Origin of the sequence: Streptomyces sp. NPDC086777, from assembly GCF_040702065.1 — a bacterium.
Taxonomy (GTDB): Bacteria; Actinomycetota; Actinomycetes; order Streptomycetales; family Streptomycetaceae; genus Streptomyces.
In genome coordinates this window covers 36,244-57,330 of the sequence record NZ_JBFBJI010000029.1, presented here as the reverse complement: position 1 = coordinate 57,330, position 21,087 = coordinate 36,244, and the positions used below count along the sequence as shown (strand labels likewise).

The following is a 21,087-nucleotide window of genomic DNA, read 5'->3' as shown; positions in this document are numbered from 1 at the left end:
CGCTACCGGGTGCGCCGGACCAGGTCCACGAGACGGCGGGCGGTGCCGGGGCGGTAGGCCGGGCCCTCCAGCCGTAGCAGGGCACCGTTGCGGACGACCGCGTACGCGACCGGCGCCGGCGCCTTGGGGAGGGTGACCGGGTGCCGTCCGGACGGCAGTTGCAGGCGGGCCGGGAGGCGCAGGTGCACCACACCGGCGTCGGCGGCCAACTCGGCGTCCACCGCCAGCGTGGACACCGTGACCTTGACGGCGGCCGGGGCGGTGGACGCGGCCGCCGCCACGTACGGCAACGGGAGCGAGCGGCTGCCACGGGCGGAGTTCGCGGCGGCGGCCTCGGCGGTGTCGGGGCCGAGCCTGCGCAGGCGCGGGCCCACGTCGAGGGTGAGCTGCGCCCGGCCCGCCGTCCAGTACGGGAGGGCGAGCCGACCGCCGGTGAGTGCGGGGGTGGCGGCCGGGGTGTTCGGAGTGGCGTCGCCGGTCATGCGGATCAACCGGTCGACGCCCAGGAACTGGACGAACGCCCACACCTCGTGCGGCCCGCGTTCCAGCGGCCGGCCGCCCGCCAGCCGCTCCGGATCCAGGGTCAGCCGCCCGGACGCGACGAGCCGGGACCGGCCGTCCCCGAGCGGCTCCAGCCGTACGTCCAGGTCGCCTTCGGGGTACCACCAGTCCTCCCGGTCGCGGTCCTTGACGACCAGTTCGGCGTAGGCGAGCCGGAACGGGTCACGGACCTCCCAGCCGTCCTCGGTTCCCGGCACCCCGCCCAGCAACTCCGGGTCGAGCCAGTGCTTCCCGTCCCGCTGGACGAGTGCCAGGGGCTCGCCGTCCCCTCGTACCAGGCTCAGCCTGACATCGGCGACCAGGCGGCCGTCCTCCCAGCGGGGTTGGCCGAGTTCGCCGCGGGCCTGCACCTCGCGGATGTGCTGGGCGAACGTGACCGCGCCGTCGAAGTCGCCGCTTTCGAGGAGTTCGGCCCGCAGCCGTGACACCGCGGGCAACCCCTCCCGTACGGTCGGCGGGAACTCCTCCAGGGCCAGCTGACGGGCTGTCTCGAAACGCGGGCGCTGGTCGGCCGGGTTCTCGCGCAGGACTTCGGGTTCCCGGGCGCGGGCCAGGATCTCCACCTGGTAGAGGCGGTGCAGCAGCCGGTTCTGCAAGGCGTCGAGGTCGTCGGAGGGTGTGGTGCCGTCCTTGAGCTGGCGGGCGATGGTGCGGAGATTGGGCCAGAACCCGTACCGGGGGTTGAACCGGTGCTGGGTGTTGTTGCCTCCGTCGTCCCGCTTCATCCAGTAGTAGCAGGGGTAGTCGGCGAGGATCGCCACGCGCTGCGCCTTCAGGTAGGCGGCGGTGACGAAGAGCATGTCCTCGAGGAACCAGGGTCCCTCCGGGAAGCGCAGGCCGTGCTGCTCGACGAAGGCCCGGCGGAACATCTTGTGCGGCGTCAGCGTCTGCATCAGCTCGTCGTTGTCGATCGTGCAGGCGTCCACCGTGTGCCGGAACACCCGTCGGGGCCGCACCATGGTGCTGGACATCTTGCCGAGCACGACGTCGGCTTCGTTCCGCTTCGCGTGCTCGTAGAGCCGTTCCAGGGCCTCGGGCCCGAGCATGTCGTCGTGGTCGACGAACTGCACGTACTCGCCCCTGGCGTGCTGTATGCCGAGGTTGCGCGGCGCGCCCGGCCAGCCCGAGTTGGGGCGGGTGTGGACCTGGACGTTCGGATACGCGGCAGCGATCTTCTCCAGCCGGGCCAGAGTGTCGTCCGTCGACCCGTCGTCGACGTAGATCACCTCGTACTCGTCGGCCGGCAGGCTCTGCTCCAGCAACGACGGTGCGCACTCGTCGACATAGGCCCCCGTGTTGTAGACGGGGACGATGACACTGACCTTGATTCTCGGCATTCCCGAGATTTTACCTGCCCGGTCAGGCGTTGACGAATCTTTTACAGAAGGGAAGGAGGTGATGCGGGTGTGGAATTGGATAACCGAAAAGATGGGGCGACCGTTCTGTCGAATTATCGCGCAGGTCGACAGGCGTAATTGCCTCGGCGGATCGCAGCCCGGATACCGGTAAAAGGGGGCGTGGCGGTCTCTGGATATGAAGCCTCTTCCGGTCATGAACGTATCACGACCATTCCGGAGCCGTCATGTGAATATTTCGTGAAGCGCCGTCAGGTTGCCGCAGGTGGGCCTGTGGGTGGCGCATCCTTTGCCCCTTTTGCTGTCCGGAGTCCCCTTCTCGTTCGTTGCGGTACATAAGGCAAAGATGGTGCCGCTCTGTGTGGTTGCTGTGTGCAGCTGGTTTTCTTGAGCGGTCTTGACGGCCTTTATTTGTCTCGTATTTAGTCTGCTCTTACGTCATTCATAGGGTGGTCTTACCTGGGCTCGCCCGACGGGACAACGAGGGGTGGAGTGTGCGTACGCGTACACATCTGGCGGGGAAAATGGTCGCTTTGGCCGGCCTTCTCCTGGCCGCGACGGGAGGCGTGACCTTGACCTCCCCGGAGGCGGCCGCCGCCACATGCACGGCGGGGACGGCGAGCGACTTCAACGGCGACGGGCTGCAGGACACGGTGATCGCGGACCCGGGCGCCACGGTGAACGGGGCCAAGCGCGCCGGCCTGGTGCGGGTGGTCCTGGGCGGGGGCAAGGGCGTCTCGGAGATCTCCCAGGCGACCAGCGGCATGGACGCGACGCCCGAGACCGGCGACGGCTTCGGCACGTCCTACGCCGGCTACGACGCCGACGGCGACGGCTGCAGCGACCTGGTGGTCGGCGCGCCGTACGAGGACGTCGTGAAGGACGGCAAGAACCTCGTCGACGCCGGGGCGATCTACATCATCCACGGCACGCCCACCGGCATCGGGACGGGCTCCGCGATCCAGGGCTACAGCCAGGCGGGGTTCGACTCCGCCACGGCGACCGAGGCGTACGACTGGTTCGGTTACGCGCTGAAGGCGGGCACGACCGCGAGCGGAGTGCCGTACCTGGTCATCGGGGTCCCCGGTGAAGGGGTCACGGTCGACGGCACGACGTACACCGACGCCGGGTGCATCGAGTACGTCCAGGGCACCACCAAGGTCTCCCTGACCCAGAACTCTCCCGGGGTGAACGGCGACGCAGAGGAGAACGACCGTTTCGGCTACTCACTCGCCGGAACCAACCGCTACTTCGCCGTCGGCGTTCCGGGTGAGGGAGCCGGTGACCTGGCGTTCGCGGGCGCCGTGGACGTCTTCAGCCACACCCTCTCCGGCGGCATGCCCACGCCGCTGGTGGGGATCGGCCAGGACAGCACCGGGATCGGCGGTGCGGCGGAGGCCGGGGACCGCTTCGGCTCCTCGGTCTCCATGACCGGGTACCGGCCCAGCGACCAGACGTACAACTCCGACGTCCTGCTGGCCGTGGGCATCCCGGGCGAGGACATCGGCACCACGCCGGACGCGGGCGGCGTGGCGGTCGTCCGCATCCAGCCGTCCGGCGCATACACGCAGATCGCGGCGTTCGACAACAGCGTGGCGGACGTCGAGGGCGACGCGGTCGCCGGTGACTTCATGGGCCAGCGCGTGGCGATCGCCAACACCGACACCACCGTCGTGACCACCACGGCCAATGTCCGCCTCGCCGTCGGCGAGCCCGGCAAGGACACCCCGACGGTCAAGGACGCAGGCGCCGTGCATACCTTCCGGCCGCTCGACGCCGCCCTCGGCGCCAACGACAAGGAGCTCTTCCGCGGTTCGGGGCTGCCCGGCACCGCGACCGCCCGCGACTACACGGGTGTCGCTCTCGCAGGCGGCAGCACCAACCTCTACGTGGGCGTGCCCTACAGCAAGGAACCGGCCACCTCGAAGGGCGTCGCGTACGTCCTGCCGTGGTCCGACATCGACGGCACCACCAGCACGGGGGCCACGGTCCACGTGCCCGGATCGGGCGGCCTGCCCGACGCGGGCTCGACGTTCGGGGTGATCGGGTGAACGGCCGGCACGGAAGCAGAGAGCACCGCACCATGAAGATCCGCAGAAGCCCCGGACGCCGCCCGCTCGTCGCGGCCGCCGCGGTGGCGGCCCTGCTGACGACCGGTCTGAGCGTCGTCCCCGCCCCGGCCGCCGAGCAGACGTCGGCCGCCAAGGAATCCTCCGACGGCAGTGGCTCGCCGCTCTCCCCGGCCGCCGCCCAGACCAGGGCGAAGAAGTCCGGCAGGGCCGTCGAGATCCAGAGCCTGCGCGACGAGCGCAGCACCACCGTCGCCAACCCGGACGGGACGTTCACCGTCAGCGAGTACGTCCAGCCCGTCCGCACCCGCGTCGACGGCAGGTGGACGGACATCGACACCACGCTGGTCAGACGGAAGAACGGCACCCTCGCCCCGAAGGCGGCGCTGACCGCCATGTCCTTCTCCGGCGGTGGTGACACGACCTTCGCCGAGATCGAGAAGGACGGCCGCTCCGTCTCCCTGGACTGGCCGGACAAGCTGCCGAAGCCGCGGATCGACGGTTCCACCGCCACGTACCGCAACGTCCTGGACGGCGTCGACCTCAAGGTCACCGCCAGCGCCGAGGGCTTCTCGCACGTGCTGGTCGTCAAGAACGCGAAGGCGGCGGCCGACCCGGAGCTGGCGAAGCTGCGCCTGCCGCTCGACACCTCCTCGGTGAACCTGACGGAGACCGGCGACGGCGGGCTGACCGCCACCGACACCGGCTCGGGCGGCGCGGTCTTCGAGGCGCCGCAGCCGGTGATGTGGGACTCCAGTCGCACGGCGAAGGACGACGCGCCCGCCGCCGACGAGAACACCCAGACGCCCCCCGAGGGCGCCAGGGTCGCCGACGTCGGCGTGGACGTCTCCGCGGACACGATGACGCTCACCCCCGACACGGACCTGCTCACCGCCCCCGACACCGTCTACCCGGTCTACATCGACCCGGTCGTCAAGACCGCCACCCGCACCGGCTGGACGATGGTCTCCTCGCACTACTCGGGCACCTCGTTCTGGAAGTTCGACGACGACGAAGGCGTCGGCCTGTGCCCCTCCGACGTGTCGGTGCGGTGCAGCAGCTCGGCGGACGTGAAGCGGCAGTTCTTCGCGATCCCGACCGGCACCTTCGCGGGCAAGGACATCGTCAGCGCCGAGTTCGCGGTGACGCAGGTGTTCACCTACAGCTCCAGCGCCCGTGAGGTGCAGCTGGCCCGGGTCAACAGCACCGGTGCGAGCGCGATCAGCTCGAAGACCGACTGGGCGAACCAGCCGTCGTCCAAGGCGACGATCGGCTCCAAGTCGCCGACCGACAACGCCGGTTCGTGCACCTCGACCAACCAGAACGTGCGCTTCGACGTGCAGGACACCATCCAGACCGCGGCCGACAAGGCCTGGGACACCACCACCTTCCGGCTGAAGGCGGGCAGCGAGTCCGACACCTCGTACTGGAAGCGGTTCTGCGGCAACGCGCACCTCGAAGTCACCTACAACCGGCCTCCGTTGGAGCCCGTCCAGGACGACCTGCAGATGAAGCCGGGCGGTACCTGCGAGTACGGCGCGGCCACCGAGCACTACGTGACCGAGGCCCCGCGGGTCTCCGCCGTGATCCGGGACTACGACCACGGTGACGTCGGCTCCAACTCCGAGACCCTGCAGGCCCAGTTCAAGGTCTGGTGGACCAACTCCAGCGGCGACACGGTCACGCACTACGCCACGACGGCCAAGAAGACCACCGTCGACTCCAGCTGGAGCGACCAGACCGGCGTGGCCACGTTCTTCTACACCATCGGCAGCGACGTCGCGGGCGACGGGGAGGCCGGGTTCACCGTCCCGGCGAACACCACCGTCGCCTGGGCGGTCCGCGGCTACGACCAGCAGTCCTACGGCGCCTGGTCCACCGACGGCGACCAGACCCGCTGCGAGTTCATCTACGACACCAGCAAGCCCCAGGCGGCCACGATCACCTCGGCCCAGTACCCGGACGACGAGGCCTGGCACACGGGCGTCGGCGACTACGGCGACTTCACCATGGACTCGCCGTCCACCGACGTCACCAAGTACACCTACTACGTCACCGGCCCGCAGGCCGACAGCGCGAAGAAGACGGTGGCCGCCGACTCCACCGGCGGACCGGCGACCATCCGCTGGATGCCGCCCAGCGAGGGCACCTACGTCCTGCACGTGACCGCCGTCGACGGCGCCGGCAACCCGCAGAAGACACCGACGGTCCACGTCTTCCTCGTCAGCGACGGCCGCGCGCCCGTCGCGGCCTGGACCCTCGGTGACGCCAAGGGCTCCACGAAGGCGGCCGGGAGCAGCACCACCCCGGCCGCGACCCCCGGTTCCGGAGTGGCCTTCGGCGTGGCCGGCCCGCTCGGCTCCACCGACACCGCCGCCTCCCTCGACGGTACCGAGAACGCCTACCTCGACTCGGGCAGCGCCTCCGTCGACACCGGCAAGTCCTTCTCCGTGAGCGCCTGGGTGATGCTCCCGACGCTGCCCACCGAGAACATGACCGTCGTCAGCCAGGACGGCACCGCGCAGGCCGGCTTCGAGCTGGGCTACGACAGGGACACCGCCTCCTGGACCTTCCGCATCCCGGTCAGCGACATGGAGACGCTGGGCACCTGGAAGGTCTCCGGCGCCACGGCGGTCGTGGGCAGCTGGACGCATCTGATCGGCGTGTACGACGCCGAGCTCGGCAAGCTGATGCTGTACGTCAACGGCGTCCTCGTCGCCGACGACGTGCAGGCCCGGCACACCGTGTGGACCGCGACCGGCGCCGTGCAGATCGGCCGCCGGCTCGACCTGGACGGCTACACCAACAACCTCAAGGGCAGCGTCGCGGACGTCAAGCTGCACGACCGGGTCATCCCGCCCACCGAGGGCCAGGAACTCGGCGGCATCCAGCCGCACCAGCTGGCCTACTGGCAGCTGGACGAGGCCGCGAACGGCGTCTCCCCGGAGAACGGCGGCGGCACCGGGCTGACCCTCGGCGGCGGCGCGTCCATCTACACCCCGGACGAGTCCTGCGACCCCGAGGCCGACCCGGACTGCGTCCCGCCGGCCCCGCCGCTGTGGGGCGACGGGCACCTGGCGCTCGACGGCGTCAGCGGCTACGCCACCCGCGCGGCGGCCGGACCGCTCACCGCGCAGGACAGCTTCACCCTGACGGCGCGGGCCCGGCTGGCCTCGGCGAGCCCGACGGCCGACGAGACGGTGCTGTCGCTCTCCGGCGCCAACGGGACCGCGATCAGGGTCAGGTACTCGGCGGCCGACGCCCGCTGGCAGCTGGTGGTGACCGACGCGGACACCTCCTCGCCGGTCACCGTCACCCAACTGGACAAGGGCGACGCCCCGAGCTCCGCGGGCGACGGCGATCACCTCGCCCTCGTCTACAACGCGGTCTTCGGTGACGCGCTCCTGTACGTCAACGGGGTCGCCGTGGTCGACGCCTCCTGGGACAACACCTGGGACTTCAGCACGACCAGCCTCCAGGTCGGCCGTGCGCTGACCGGTTCGTCGGCGGGCGAGTACTTCTCCGGAGCCGTGGACGAGGTGCGCATGTACCAGGGTCCGCTGGACGCCTCGCTGGTGGCGCTGGTCGCCGGGCTGCCGGGCGGCTCCAGCATCGACGAGACCCCGGCATAACCGGCCCGTTGCGTGGGCGGGCGGCTCGACTGCGAGCCGCCCGCCCTTCTCGGCATGTCTGCCGTTCCCGTATATCCCCTACTCCATAGGAGAGTTGATGTCCTCGCCTCCCTGGTTCCGGTCGGCCCGACCGGCCTGGCGAAGCGGTCGCAGAAGGGCCGCGGTGGTCCTCGGACTCGCGCTGTCCATAGGGCTGCTCCCGCAGTACGCTCCCGCGGCCACCGCATCCGACAGCGGCGTCACCCGGCCCAAGACGCAGACCGACCTCGACCAGCCGGTACGCGGCAAGAACGCCACGGCGAAGGCCTTCAGGAAGACCGACCAGGCCGGGAAGGCCGTGGTCAGGAAGACCTCCAGGGCCCACTGGCCCAAGGCGGGCAGCGCGGAGGTCGCCCTGTCCGGCAAGGCGGTCCGGGCCAAGGACCTGCCGCTGACCGCCGAGGCGGCCGGCGGCACCAAGGGCGCCGGCTCGGTCCGTCTCACCGTCCTCGACCGCAAGGCCGCCGAGGCGGCCGGGGTGGACGGCGTGCTGTTCACCGTCGCCCGCGCCGACGGCGCCGCGACCGCGGGACCGGCCCGGGTCGCCCTGGACTACTCGGACTTCGCCGACGCCTTCGGCGGCTCCTACGGCTCCCGGCTGCGGCTGGCCACGTACCCCGCGTGCGTGCTGACGACGCCGGAGAAGAGGTCCTGCTCGACGCCGACCTACCTGAAGACCGCGAACGACCGGGCCGAGCAGACCCTGACCGCGACCGTGCAGGCGGCCGCCGACACCTCGGGCCCCTCCGGCCAGCTCCTCGAAGCGGACTCCGCCGCGTCCTCGGCCACGGTCGTCGCGGCCACCGCGAGCAGCGGCGGCGACGGCGGCGACTACAAGGCCACCAGCCTCTCGCAGTCCTCGCAGTGGGGCGTCGACGCCAGCTCCGGCGCGTTCACCTGGTCGTACCCGATGAGCGTTCCGCCGGTCCCCGGCGGCATGCAGCCGACCGTCGGCCTGAGCTACAACTCCCAGTCCATCGACGGTCAGACGGCCACCACCAACAACCAGGGTTCGTGGATCGGCCAGGGCTTCTCCTACGACCCCGGGTACATCGAGCGCAGCTACAAGGCCTGCGCCGACGACGGCCACGACGACACCAACGGCGACGAGTGCTGGGCGTTCGACAACGCCACCCTGTCGCTGACGGGCGGCAGTTCGGGCCGGCTGGTCAAGGACGACAAGACCGGCGAGTGGCGGATCAGCTCCGACGACAACTCCAAGGTCGAGCACCTGACCGGCGCCGTCAACGGCGACGACAACGGCGAGTACTGGAAGATCACGACCGGCGACGGCACCCAGTACTACTTCGGCCTCAACCACCTCACCGGCTACGCGAGCGGCAACGAGGAGACCGACTCCACCTGGACCGTCCCGGTCTACGGCGACGACTCCGGCGAGCCCTGCTACAAGTCCACGTTCGCCGACGCCTACTGCACGCAGGCCTGGCGCTGGAACCTCGACTACGTCGTCGACCCGCACGGCAACGCCATGTCGTACTTCTACGGCACGGAGACGAACTACTACACGCAGGGCCTGAAGACCACCGAGAACGGCAAGGCCTACATCCGCGGCGGCTACCTCAAGCGCATCGACTACGGCCAGCGCGACGGCTCGGTGTACTCCACGAAGCCCGCCGCCCAGGTCGTCTTCACCACCGCGGAGCGCTGTGTCGGCTCGCTGACCGACTGCTCCGCCGACGCCCTCAAGGACTCCACGGCCGCCGACTGGCCGGACGTCCCCTGGGACCAGAACTGCGCGTCGGGCAGCAAGTGCCCCAGCCAGAACTCGCCGACCTTCTGGACCCGCAAGAAGCTCACGAAGGTCACCACCCAGATCCGTACCGGTGACGCGGCGTACACCCCGGTCGACGTCTGGAGCCTCACCCACGACTTCACCGACAACGGCGACGGCTCCAGGTCCCTGTGGCTCAGCAAGATCGACCACACCGGCAAGGTCGGCTCCGACGCCTCGGTCCCGTCCGTCCAGCTGTACGGCACCCAGCTGCCCAACCGCGTCGACGAGACCGGCGACAACATCCAGCCCTTCTACCGCTTCCGCCTCTCCGGGGTGCAGAACGAGTCGGGCGGCGTGCTCAGCGTCAACTACGCCGACAACCAGTGCACGACGAGCAACGTCCCGGCGGAGGACTCCTCCGTCAAGCGCTGCTTCCCGGTGAAGTGGAGTCCGCCGGGCGCCACCGACCCGATCACGGACTGGTTCCACAAGTACGTGGTCGCCTCCGTCGTGCAGACCGACCTCACCGGCGGCAACGCCGACCAGGTCACCTCGTACACCTACCTCGGCGACGCGGGCTGGCGGAAGACCCCGGCCGACGGCATCACCAAGACCGAGGACCGCACCTGGAGCGACTGGCGCGGTTACGGCAGGGTCCGGGTCGTCACCTCGGACGGCACCAACTCCGCCGCCAACACCCGCACCGAGCACGTCTTCTTCCGCGGTCTCGACGGCGACGTCGACAAGAACGGCACCACCCGCCCCGCGACCGTCACCGACTCCAACGGCGTCTCCTACGACGACTCCGACTGGAAGGCCGGCCAGGAGCTGGAGACACTCACCTACAACGGCGACGACATCACCGAGAAGTCGGTGACGGTGCCGTGGACCGCGGTGACCGCGACGGAGACCCGGGACTGGGCCACTTACAAGGCCCGTTACGTGGCGAACGGTTCGACCGACACCTACACCGCGCTCGCGGTGGGCGGCTGGCGCCACACCAAGTCGACCACGACCTACGACGACGCGACCGGCCGTGAGAAGACGGTCGACGACGACGGCGAGGTCGGCGTCGCCGACAACCAGTGCACCCGCACCGAGTACGCGGACAGCGCGAGCGCGCACATCTACACGATGGTCTCGCGGGTCGAGGAGGTCGGCGTCGACTGCGCCTCCACCCCCGACCGCTCCAAGGACGTCATCTCCGACGACCTCACCTACTACGACGGTTCGACGACGCTGGGCGCCGCCCCCACCAAGGGCGACCCCACCATGACCAAGCGCCTGTCGGCCCACGACGGCACGACGGCCACCTACCAGACGACCGCCGTGACGACGTACGACGCCTACGGCCGCCCGCTGGTGGTCAAGGACGCGGAGACGGCGTCGTCGTCGACGCAGTACACGTCCTCCACGGTCTACACGGACACCTACGGCCTGGCGACCAAGGCGACGGTCACCAACATCGACGGCTGGACGACGTCCACGGAGTACGCCCCGGCCTGGGGCCAGCCGACCGCCAAGACCGACACCAACGGCCTGCGGTCCGACCTCGCCTACGACGGCCTCGGCCGCCTGGTCTCGGTCTGGCTGCAGGACCGCCCCAAGGCGAAGAACTTCACCCCGTCGATCAAGTACGAGTACCTGATCCGGGGCGCCGACGGTCCGGCCGCCGTCCACACCCAGAAGATCGAGAACGACGGCACGTCGTACGGCAGCGAGTGGTCGCTGTACGACGGCTGGCTCCGGCCACGGCAGGACCAGACGGAGGGCGAGGGCGGCCGCATGGTCGCCGACACGCTCTACGACGGTTCGGGCCGGGTGGCGAAGGTCAACGACACCTACTTCGCCTCGGGTTCGCCGTCCTCGACGCTCTTCGACCCGGTCGACGACGACCTGGACGCGACGACCGTCACGCAGTACGACGGCGCCGGCCGCACCACGGCCTCGATCTTCAAGGTCAAGGGCACCGAGGACTACCGCACCACGTACGCCTACGGCGGCGACCGCGTCACGACCACCCCGCCGCAGGGCGGCGTGAAGACGACGGTGGTGAAGGACGCCCGGGACAACACGACGACCCAGATCCAGTACCCGGTGGACGGCGACGCGGTCACCACGTCGTACGGCTACGACGACGCGGGCCGGCTGACCGGCGTCACCGACGACAAGGGCAACGACTGGACGTACACCTACGACCAGCTGGGCCGCAAGAAGACGGCGGTCGACCCCGACACCGGCTCGTCCTCGTACACGTACGACGCGCTGGACCGCCAGACGTCCGTGACGGTGAACGGCGACAAGACGTCGACGCTCTACGACGAACTGGGCCGGGCCGTCTCCACCTGGCAGGGCGAGGCCACCACCGGCACCAAGCTCTCCGTCACCAAGTACGACACGGTCTACAAGGGCGAGCTGTACGGCGTCTACACCTACAAGGACGGCGCGGTCTACTCGTCGGTGACCTACCCGACCCTGGACCCCGACAACGACTACGCACCCGTCTCGACCAAGTACTTCCTCTCCAAGACGGCCGAGCCGCAGCTGGGCGGGACGTACGAGTTCGACACCGGCTACAACGACGACGGCACGGTGCAGTACGACACCCTGCCGGCGATCGGCGACCTGCCCGGCGAGTCGGTGTCCCACGTCTACGACGGCCTCCAGCGCCCGACCGGCCTCAAGACCTCACTCGGCGGCCTGAGCTACGTCACGGACGCGTCGTACTCGCCGACCTCGAACCTGGAACAGCTGGAGCTGTACACGGGTGAGTCGACGGCGAAGAAGACGTGGATCAACAACTTCTACGAGGCGGGCACGGACCGTCTGACCAACTCGTCGGTGCGGGTCGAGGGCGCGTCGAGCATCGCCTACGACGCCGACTACACCTACGACAAGGCCGGTGACATCCTCTCCGTCGCCGACACCCCGACCGGCGGCACGAGCGACGTCCAGTGCTTCTCGTACGACGGCCTGGGCCGCGTCTCGTCCGCGTGGACGTCCTCGGTGGCGTCGAACGGCGCGAAGGGCACGGGCTCGACCGACGCGTCCTGCGCGTCGGGAGCGTCGGCGTCGACGGTCGGGGGAGTCACCCCGTACTGGACCGACTACGGCTACGACACCATCGGCAACCGCACGACCGAGGTGCGCCACGGCCTGAACGGCGCGGCGACGTCGTCCCGCACGTACAAGTACGGCGAGACGGGCTCCGGCCCCAACGGCTCGGCCTCCGGCGCCCACACGGTGTCGTCGGTGACGGAGAAGACGGACGCGACCAGCACCACGCCCGCGGTCACCTCCCAGAACTCCTACACCTACGACGCGTCGGGCAACACGAAGACCCGGGTCCTGGACGGCGACACCCAGTCGCTGGCCTGGGACAAGCAGGGCGAGCTGACGACGGTCACGAACGCCGACAACTCGGTGACGACGTACAAGTACGACGCGCAGGGCGCCCGGGTCCTCCGGGACACCCCCACCGAGAAGACGTTCTACCTCCCCGGCACCGAACTCCACTACGACAAGTCGACGGCCAAGGTCACGGCCACCCGCTACTACAGCTTCGCCGGCACCACGGTCGCGATGCGCGAGGCGGACGGCGTCCACTTCCTCGCCTCGGACAACCAGGGCACCGCGCAGCTGTCGGTCGACGCGAAGACGGGTTCGACGACCCGCCGCCGCATGGACGCGTTCGGCAACCTCCGCGACGACTCCACGTCCTCGTCCACGGGCTGGGTGAACGACAAGGGCTTCGTCGGCGGCACCGTCCAGGAGTCCACGGGCCTGACCACACTCGGCGCCCGCGAGTACGACTCCGACACCGGCCGCTTCCTCTCGGCGGACCCGGTGGTCGACTACACCGACCCGCAGCAGATCAACGGCTACGCGTACGCCAACAACAGCCCCGTCTCCAACAGCGACGCGTCGGGCATGCGCCTCGCCGACTGCGTCGGCGGCTGGAACGAGTGCGGCCCCGGCCCCTCCACCCACCGCGGCGCGGTCGGCACCCGTGACAACGGTGGCTCGGGCAGTACCGGCAGCGGTACGACCTACACCCCGGCCCAGGCGAAGGCCGACGACGCCAGAGAGAAGGAGGACTCGGCCAAGCAGCGCGCGATCGCGATCGCCAAGGAACTCGGCAAGATCGCGATGGACGAGCTCGGCATCACCGACGCCCTCGACTGCTTCACGACCGGCAACCTGGGGGCTTGCGGCAACACCGCCCTCAACGTGGTGGGTTCGTTCCTGGGCGGTGGGCCCTTGGCCAAGCTCGCCAAGAAGTACCTGTTCCGCTGGGACAAGGCCGCAGCCCTCGGCAAGCGGATCTACGGGCTTGGCAAGGACCTCCTGAAGTCCTTCAAGGACTGGCGCAAGAGCAGGAAGGAGGCGGACCGGCTGGCGGAGGTGGCCTCGTGTTCCGTGAAGAAACCGAACAGCTTCACTCCTGACACCAAGGTGTTGATGGCGGACGGCACGGCCAAAGCCATCAAGGACGTGAAGATCGGCGACGAGGTCCTGGCCACCGATCCGGAGACGGGGAAGACCAAACCGGAAAAGGTCACGGCTGAGATCAAGGGCGTGGGCCTCAAGCACCTCGTCAAGGTCACCGTCGACGTCGACGGGAAGAAGGGCACCAAGACGGCGTCGGTCAACGCCACTTACAACCACCCCTTCTGGGTTCCGGAGCTAGGCGAGTGGATCGACGCCACCGATCTGCACGCGGGCGAGTGGCTGACCACCGGCTCGGGCAGCCACGTCCAGATCACCGCAGTGAAGCGCTGGACGGCCCTGACAGCGACGGTCCACAACCTCACCGTCGGTGAACTGCACACGTACTATGTACTGGCGGGGAACGCTCCGGTGTTGGTTCACAACACCAATCCCTGTGATCCCCTGGTCACCTATGCAGACAGCGTGCGCAACGAGCAGGGCGTGAAGTTCGCATCCGAATACACGTCGCCCTCGGGCAATGTCTACTACGGGCGCAACCGGCACGGCGAGCCTGTGACCGGGGAACTCGGCTCGGCGGTTCAGCGAGTGGACCACCACGGCGGATGCTCGGAGGTGCACTGCCTGGTCCAGGCCCAGGACGCCGAGGGGTCCGCTGGAATCCGCGGAGGGTCCATGCGCACGGTGAAGTCCCGCAACAACTCCATGCCGACCTCCAATACCGCAGGACATGGCGACCCGGGCGACCCCTGTGCCAGATGCAAGCGGCTGATGGACGACCTGGGAGTCGCATACTGACTGCCATGATCAGATTCGACTCGCTCCACCCGGATGTGCTGGAAGCGCTCGGCAACTCCGGGTGGAGCGCCCAACGGAGGGTCGACACCGCCCAGTGGGTGGTGCCTCTGGAGGCCGAAGGGTATCGGGTCCACCCTCTGGCATCGGAGGTACTCGCCAGTCTGGGAGGAATCTCCGTCCCTCCGCTGAATGAGGTAGGCCCCAACTTCAGCAATGGCGATCCATTCAATTTCGATCCGCTCGCGGCCGGAGCGGGACAGCGCGGTATGGCTGTGGAGGCGGAAAACATTCTCGGGGGGTCCTACTTCCCGGTGGGCGAATGGCTCAGCTACTCCAGCGTCTTCGTGGAGGCGGAGGGGCGAGTCATCGCCACGGGGATGGGATGGATCTGGGAACTGGGCGCCACTTTTGAAGAGGCTCTGGAACTCGCGATTCTCGCCGAGCGCCCCCTGAGGTGCCTCTACTCCGACCCGGGGCTCGACCCCTGGCCCGCGATGCCGTCCGACTGATACGGGAAGGGGCCCTGCCGGATCTCCGGGGGCCCCTTTCGCTGACCTCGTCGCTTCGACAACGGCATGGTGCGCACGGTACTCATGTGCCATGAGCGAAGACGGCGAACTACCGGTCGAGGGACGGCTGATCGGTGGGCGTTACCGGCTCGCCGGGCACATCGGGTCCGGGCCTGCCGGGACCGTGTGGCGGGCCCGGGACGAGCAGGACGGGCGGGACGTCGCCGTCAAGGAGCCGCGCCTGGACGGAGATCCGGACGGCGAGGAACGGCAGCGTGCCGCGCACCGGCTGCTGCACGAGGCCCGGGCCGCCGCCCGCGTCGACCACCCGGCCGCCGTCGCCATCCACGACGTACTCCTCGACGACGAACTTCCCTGGGTCGTCATGGAGTTGGTGGAGGGGGAGGCGCTGCACCCCGTCCTCGCCGCCCGCGGCCCGCTGCCCTCCGCCGAGGCCGCCAGGATCGGCCTCGCCGTCCTCGGTGCCCTGCACGCCGCGCACTGCGTCGGCATCGTCCACCGCGACCTCAAGCCCTCCAACGTCCTCCTCGCGGCGGACGGCGACCGCGTCGTCGTCACCGACTTCGGTATCGGCGGGGGACAGGGGTGCGGCCCCTTCGACGCCCCCGAGTGCGGCGCGGGGCGGGGCGTCGCCGGGCCCGCCTCCGACCTGTGGTCCCTGGGCGCACTGCTCCGGGCGGCCACGGACGGCGCACAGGGACCCCTCCGACCGCTGCTCGACAAGCTCCTCGCCCCGGAACCGGAAGCCCGGCCGACGGCCCAGGAGGCCGCCGAGGCGCTCGCCGAGGCCGCCGGTGCGCCCCTTCCGGCATGGGTGACCGGACCCGCCGCCGCGCCGCCCCTGGCCCTGGCCCCCGCGCCGCCCCCGGCCCCCGAACCCCGCCGTCTCACCCCTCTCACCGCCCTCGGCCTGCTCCTCGCCAAAAAACCGGAACGCGGCTGATCGTCCGTACCCAAGGGCATCCGAGGCCGCTGATCAGCACATTCCCTGCCAGTGATCACTGGCGTGGTGTGTGCAGTCCGTGAAACCGGGTTACCCACGGGTACCCAAAGGCCTCGCGCCCGAATACCCTGCGGCTCATGACGGACTCGCAGGCCCCGGCCCACGCACCGGCCCCCACCGGCACGAACCCGCTCGCCCCCGCGCCCGCAGGGGCCCGAACCGCCGCCGACGTGGTCACGCCCGAGCTGGTCGCCCAGCTCACCAAGGGTGTCGTCGGCTCCGGACGTACGGCCAACCACACGCCCTTCACCGGCGAGAAGCTGGCCGACCTGCCCGAGTCCACCCCCGAGGACGTGGCCAAGGCCTTCGACGCGGCCCGTGCCGCGCAGGCCGTGTGGGCGAAGGTGCCGGTCCGGCAGCGCGCCGCCGTGCTGCTCCGCTTCCACGACCTGATCCTGGCCCGCCAGGCCGAGGTCCTCGACCTCATCCAGCTGGAGACCGGCAAGGCCCGCCTGCACGCCCACGAGGAGGTGCAGGCCGTCGCCGTCGCCGCCCGGCACTACGGCCGCAAGGCCCCCGCCTACCTCCGCCCCAAGCGGCACGCGGGCGCCATGCCCACCCTCACCAAGGTGACCGAGCTCCGGCACCCGCGGGGCGTGGTCGGCCAGATCGCCCCCTGGAACTACCCCCTCGAACTCTCCGTCGGCGACGCGCTCCCCGCCTTCGCCGCCGGCAACGCGGTCGTCATGAAGCCGGACACCGAGACCTGCCTGACCGCCCTGTGGGCCCGCGACCTCCTCGTCGAGGCGGGGCTGCCCGCGGACGTCTTCCAGGTCGTCCTCGGCGAGGGCCCGGTCGTCGGCCCCGAGGTCGTCCGGCACGCCGACTACGTCTCCTTCACCGGTTCCACCCGTACCGGGCGCGAGGTCGCCCAGGGCGCCGCCGCCCGCCTGGTCGGCGTCTCCCTCGAACTCGGCGGCAAGAACGCCATGCTGGTCCTCGACGACGCCGACATCGAGAAGGCCGCCGCCGGCGCGGTCCGCGCCTGCTTCTCCTCCGCCGGTCAGCTCTGCATCTCCATCGAGCGGCTGTACGTCCACGAGTCGATCGCCGACGCCTTCGTCGAGCGCTTCGCCGCCCGTACGAAGGCCATGCGCCTCGGCCGGTCCCTCGCCTACGGCGCCGACATGGGCTCCCTGGTCGGGGAACGTCAGCTGGAGACGGTAACCCGGCACGTCGACGAGGCCGTCGAGAAGGGCGCGACCGTCGTCGCCGGCGGCACCGCGCGCCCGGACATCGGCCCCTACTTCTACGAGCCGACCATCCTCGACGGCGTCGAGGACGCGATGGCCGTCTGCACGGAGGAGACCTTCGGCCCGGTCGTCTCCATCTACCGCTTCAGGACGGAGGACGAGGCCGTCGAGCACGCCAACGGCACGCCGTACGGCCTCAATTCGTCCGTCTGGACGAAGAACGGCAGCCGTGGCCGCTCTGTCGCCGCCCGCCTGCGCACCGGCACCGTGAACGTCAACGAGGGCTACGCCCCCGCCTACGGCAGCGTCCAGTCCCCGATGGGCGGCATGAAGGACTCGGGCCTGGGCCGCCGGCACGGCTCGGAGGGCATCCTCAAGTACACGGAGGCCCAGACCGTCGCCCAGCAGCGACTGCTGCCGATGGCGCCCTCGCTGGGGATGGACGACGAGAAGTACGCCCAGTTCATGAGCACCAGCCTGAAGGTGATGAAGGCACTGAGGCTGCGATAGCCGACCTTCCTTTTCCTGGGGGCGCGGGGAACTGCGCGACCAGCCACCGAGCACCCGCAGTGCACACTCAAAGGGGAGATGGCACGTTGTCTCAGGACACCTATGACTACGACGTCCTGGTCGTCGGCTCCGGCTTCGGCGGTTCCGTCACCGCCCTACGCCTCACCGAGAAGGGCTACCGCGTCGGCGTCCTGGAAGCCGGCCGCCGCTTCACCCGCGAGACCCTCCCCAAGAACTCCTGGGACATCAAGAACTACCTCTGGGCCCCGCAGCTCGGCTGCTACGGCATCCAGCGCATCCACCTCCTCGGCAACGTCATGGTCCTGGCCGGCGCGGGTGTCGGCGGCGGCTCGCTGAACTACGCCAACACCCTCTACGTCCCACCCAGGCCCTTCTTCGACGACCCCCAGTGGCGGGACATCACGGACTGGCAGGAGGAGCTGAAGCCCTACTACGACCAGGCCCAGCGCATGCTCGGCGTACGGCTCAACCCGACGATGACCCCGTCCGACGTGCACCTGAAGGCCGCGGCGCAGAAGATGGGCGTCGGCGACACCTTCCACCTCGCCCCCGTCGGCGTCTTCTTCGGCGACGGCAAGGACGCCGACGGCGAGGCGAAGGCGGCACCCGGCGAGCAGGTCGCCGACCCCTACTTCGGCGGCGCGGGCCCGGCCCGCAACGCCTGCACCGAGTGCGGCGAGTGCATGACCGGCTGCCGGCACGGCGCGAAGAACACCCTCAACGAGAACTACCTCCACCTCGCCGAGCGGGCCGGCGCGGTCGTCCACCCCATGACCACCGTCGTCTCCGTCACTGACGACTCCCAGGGCGGCTACGCGATCGCCACCCTCCCCACCGACGACCGGAAGGCGCAGGGCCGGACCTTCAAGGCCCGCCGGGTCGTCATCGCCGCCGGTACCTACGGCACCCAGACCCTGCTGCACCGCATGAAGGCCGGCGGGCAGCTGCCGTACCTCTCCGACCGCCTCGGCGACCTCACCCGCACCAACTCCGAGGCCCTGGTCGGCGCCCAGACCGACGACCGGCGCTACCGCAGGGCGCACGGCACCCCGAAGGCAGACTTCACCAAGGGCGTCGCGATCACCTCGTCCATCCACCCGGACGAGAACACGCACATCGAGCCGGTCCGCTACGGCAAGGGCTCCAACGCGATGGGCGGCCTGTCGATCCTCCAGGTGCCGTACGCGGAGGGCTCCTCCCGCGTCCTCGGCTGGCTGGCGAACGCGGCCCGCCACCCCCTCCTCGTGCTGCGCTCGCTCTCCAACCGGCGCTGGTCGGAGCGGACCATCATCGGCCTGGTCATGCAGTCGCTGGACAACTCCCTGACGACGTACCTGAAACCGGACGGCGTCGGCAAGGGCCTGCTCACCGCCCGGCAGGGCCACGGCGCCCCCAACCCCAAGCAGATCAGGGCCGCGTCGGAGGCGGCCACGGTGCTCGCCGAGGAGATCAACGGCTTCGCCGGCAGCAACGTCGGCGAGCTGATGGGCACCCCGCTCACCGCCCACTTCCTCGGCGGCTGCCCCATCGGCGACTCGCGCGAGACCGGGGTCATCGACCCGTACCACCGGCTCTACGGCCATCCGGGCATCTCGGTCGTGGACGGCGCCGCCGTCTCCGCCAACCTGGGCGTGAACCCGTCCCTCACCATCACCGCGCAGGCCGAGCGGGCGATGTCCTACTGGCCGAACAAGGGCGAGCCGGACCCGCGCCCCCGGCAGGGCGAGCCGTACCGGCGCCTGCAGGCGGTCGAGCCGCACCGCCCGGCGGTCCCGGCCGGGGCCTTCGGCGCGCTGCGACTGCCGTTCCTCGGCATCCCGGCCGTACCGCCGAAGAAGTAACGGGGCGAAGAGCAGCGGGGCGAAGAAGCAGTAGGGCGAAGAAGCAGTAGGGCGAAGAGCAGCGCGGCGACCAAGCAGCGCGGCGAACACGCTGCCGGACACCGAAGAGGGACCTGTGCCCCCCTCCGAGCTCAGGTCCCTCTTCGATCGGTGCGCGGCCGCCGCCGTACGGCGGTCCGCGCGACCTTGCCTATGAGTCCGCGCCGGTCCTCCGCCGCCGCACCAGGACCACCGCACCGACGCCGACCACGACGGCGACTCCGCCGACCAGGCCGATCACCGGCAGCGCCGAACTGGATCCGGTCTCGGCGAGGTTGCCGGTCGGCAGGTCGGACACGTTGCCCTGGGGCTTCTTCACCGAGTCCTTGCCGCCGTCGTCGCCCGGCGTGGCCGTACCCGGGTCCGGGTTGGACGAGCCGGCCTTGAGGACCGTGAAGTCGTACTGGGCCCAGCCCTCGGCGATGCAGTCCTGGCCCTCGACCTTGTCGAGGTAGGCGCCGGAGCCGAAGGAGTAGGCGTCACCGGCGGGTGCCTTGGCGTCGACGGAGACGCGCAGGTCGACCGACCTGCTCGCGCCCGCCTTCAGCTTCGGCACGTAGAAGAAGTAGTCGCCGGCCCAGTCGTCGTCGCCGATCCGGTCCCAGGAGCCGGTGTCGGGGTTCTTGAACTCCAGGTCGACGTACGGGCTGAGGTACTTGGACTCGTCGAGTTCGTAGTTCTCGATCTCGGCGTAGAAGGCGACGCCCTCGACGTCCGTCCTGGCGTCGTTGGTCACGACCAGCTCGAAGCGGTGGAAGCCGTCGCCCGCGACGATCTTGCCGGGCAGGCCCTTGATGTCGGCGGACACCTTGGCGTCGCGGAAGTCCTGGTCGAGATCCTCGCAGTACGGCACGTCCGGGTCGGACGGGTCCCCGCTCGGCTCCGCCGACTGGGACGGCCCGGCCGAGGTGGACGCGGACGCCGACGCGCTCGCGCTGCCGCCGGCAGAGCCGGAGGGCGACGCGGACCCGGACGCCGACGCGCCGTCGCTCGGCGAGGCCGAGCCGGAGTCCGACGGGGAGGCGGACGTCGTGTCACCGGGGGTCCCGCCCGGTGCGCTCTCCGACGCGGGAGTCGACGGCGACTCCTCCGCGAACGCGGCCGGCGCGGACAGCAGGGCGACCGGTGCGATGACAGCTGCTGCCGCCGCCGTTGCCAAGGCCTGGCGAAGCTTCATGAGGACCCCCGTGCGTCAGCCGCGGCGGACGGATGTCACCGCTGGTTCCGCAGATGTGACCGGTGAGTCCTGTGAATGGTTGCCTCCACATTCACAGAACCCTTATGTGAGGTGGGTCACTCACCTGTCAGGTCA

General features: G+C 70.1%; 9 protein-coding genes. 7 read left to right on the top strand and 2 right to left on the bottom strand.

From position 1 onward, the window contains the following. Positions 1-2: 2 nt before the first annotated feature. Positions 3-1,898 carry a glycosyltransferase family A protein gene (locus tag AB0472_RS32960; RefSeq protein ID WP_366361891.1) on the bottom strand — a complete coding sequence of 632 codons (1,896 nt, stop codon included), beginning with the start codon at positions 1,896-1,898 and terminating at the stop codon, positions 3-5. A gap of 584 nt (positions 1,899-2,482) precedes the next feature. Here AB0472_RS32960 and AB0472_RS32955 point away from each other — a divergent pair. The 7 genes from AB0472_RS32955 to AB0472_RS32925 all read left to right on the top strand — a co-directional run bounded on the left by AB0472_RS32955 (position 2,483) and on the right by AB0472_RS32925 (position 19,736). Then, the gene (locus AB0472_RS32955; protein ID WP_366361890.1) at positions 2,483-3,967 is read left to right on the top strand and encodes an integrin alpha; all 1,485 of its coding nucleotides are present in this window, start codon (positions 2,483-2,485) and stop codon (positions 3,965-3,967) included. A 32-nt stretch (positions 3,968-3,999) separates the two neighbouring features. Beyond that, a complete protein-coding gene (locus tag AB0472_RS32950) occupies positions 4,000-7,617 on the top strand; it encodes a LamG-like jellyroll fold domain-containing protein (RefSeq protein WP_366361888.1) in 3,618 nt (1,205 codons plus the stop codon). Between the two features lie 163 nt (positions 7,618-7,780). Then, the gene (locus tag AB0472_RS32945) at positions 7,781-14,638 is read left to right on the top strand and encodes a polymorphic toxin-type HINT domain-containing protein (RefSeq protein ID WP_366361886.1); all 6,858 of its coding nucleotides are present in this window, start codon (positions 7,781-7,783) and stop codon (positions 14,636-14,638) included. Between the two features lie 5 nt (positions 14,639-14,643). Beyond that, the gene (locus tag AB0472_RS32940) at positions 14,644-15,147 is read left to right on the top strand and encodes an SUKH-3 domain-containing protein (protein WP_366361885.1); all 504 of its coding nucleotides are present in this window, start codon (positions 14,644-14,646) and stop codon (positions 15,145-15,147) included. Positions 15,148-15,238: 91 nt separating this feature from the next. After that, positions 15,239-16,111, top strand: coding sequence for a serine/threonine-protein kinase (locus AB0472_RS32935; RefSeq protein WP_366361883.1), 873 nt, complete (start codon positions 15,239-15,241; stop codon positions 16,109-16,111). Between the two features lie 137 nt (positions 16,112-16,248). Beyond that, positions 16,249-17,874 (top strand): succinic semialdehyde dehydrogenase, encoded by a 1,626-nt coding sequence (locus AB0472_RS32930; RefSeq protein ID WP_366361882.1) that lies wholly within the window; start codon positions 16,249-16,251, stop codon positions 17,872-17,874. Between the two features lie 86 nt (positions 17,875-17,960). Further along, positions 17,961-19,736, top strand: a complete 1,776-nt coding sequence (locus AB0472_RS32925) for a GMC family oxidoreductase (protein ID WP_366361880.1) — start codon at positions 17,961-17,963, stop codon at positions 19,734-19,736. A gap of 190 nt (positions 19,737-19,926) precedes the next feature. Here the strand turns inward: AB0472_RS32925 and AB0472_RS32920 are convergent, their stop codons facing one another. Beyond that, entirely contained in the window at positions 19,927-20,952 is a 1,026-nt protein-coding gene (locus AB0472_RS32920; protein ID WP_366361878.1) for an LAETG motif-containing sortase-dependent surface protein, read from the bottom strand. Positions 20,953-21,087: the final 135 nt, after the last annotated feature.

Coding starts and splice junctions, on each gene's coding strand:
- AB0472_RS32920 (WP_366361878.1), bottom strand. CDS start 20,952: ATGAAGCTTCGCCAGGCCTTGGCAACGGCGGCGGCAGCAGCTGTCATC.
- AB0472_RS32960 (WP_366361891.1), bottom strand. CDS start 1,898: ATGCCGAGAATCAAGGTCAGTGTCATCGTCCCCGTCTACAACACGGGG.
- AB0472_RS32950 (WP_366361888.1), top strand. CDS start 4,000: ATGAAGATCCGCAGAAGCCCCGGACGCCGCCCGCTCGTCGCGGCCGCC.
- AB0472_RS32940 (WP_366361885.1), top strand. CDS start 14,644: ATGATCAGATTCGACTCGCTCCACCCGGATGTGCTGGAAGCGCTCGGC.
- AB0472_RS32930 (WP_366361882.1), top strand. CDS start 16,249: ATGACGGACTCGCAGGCCCCGGCCCACGCACCGGCCCCCACCGGCACG.
- AB0472_RS32935 (WP_366361883.1), top strand. CDS start 15,239: ATGAGCGAAGACGGCGAACTACCGGTCGAGGGACGGCTGATCGGTGGG.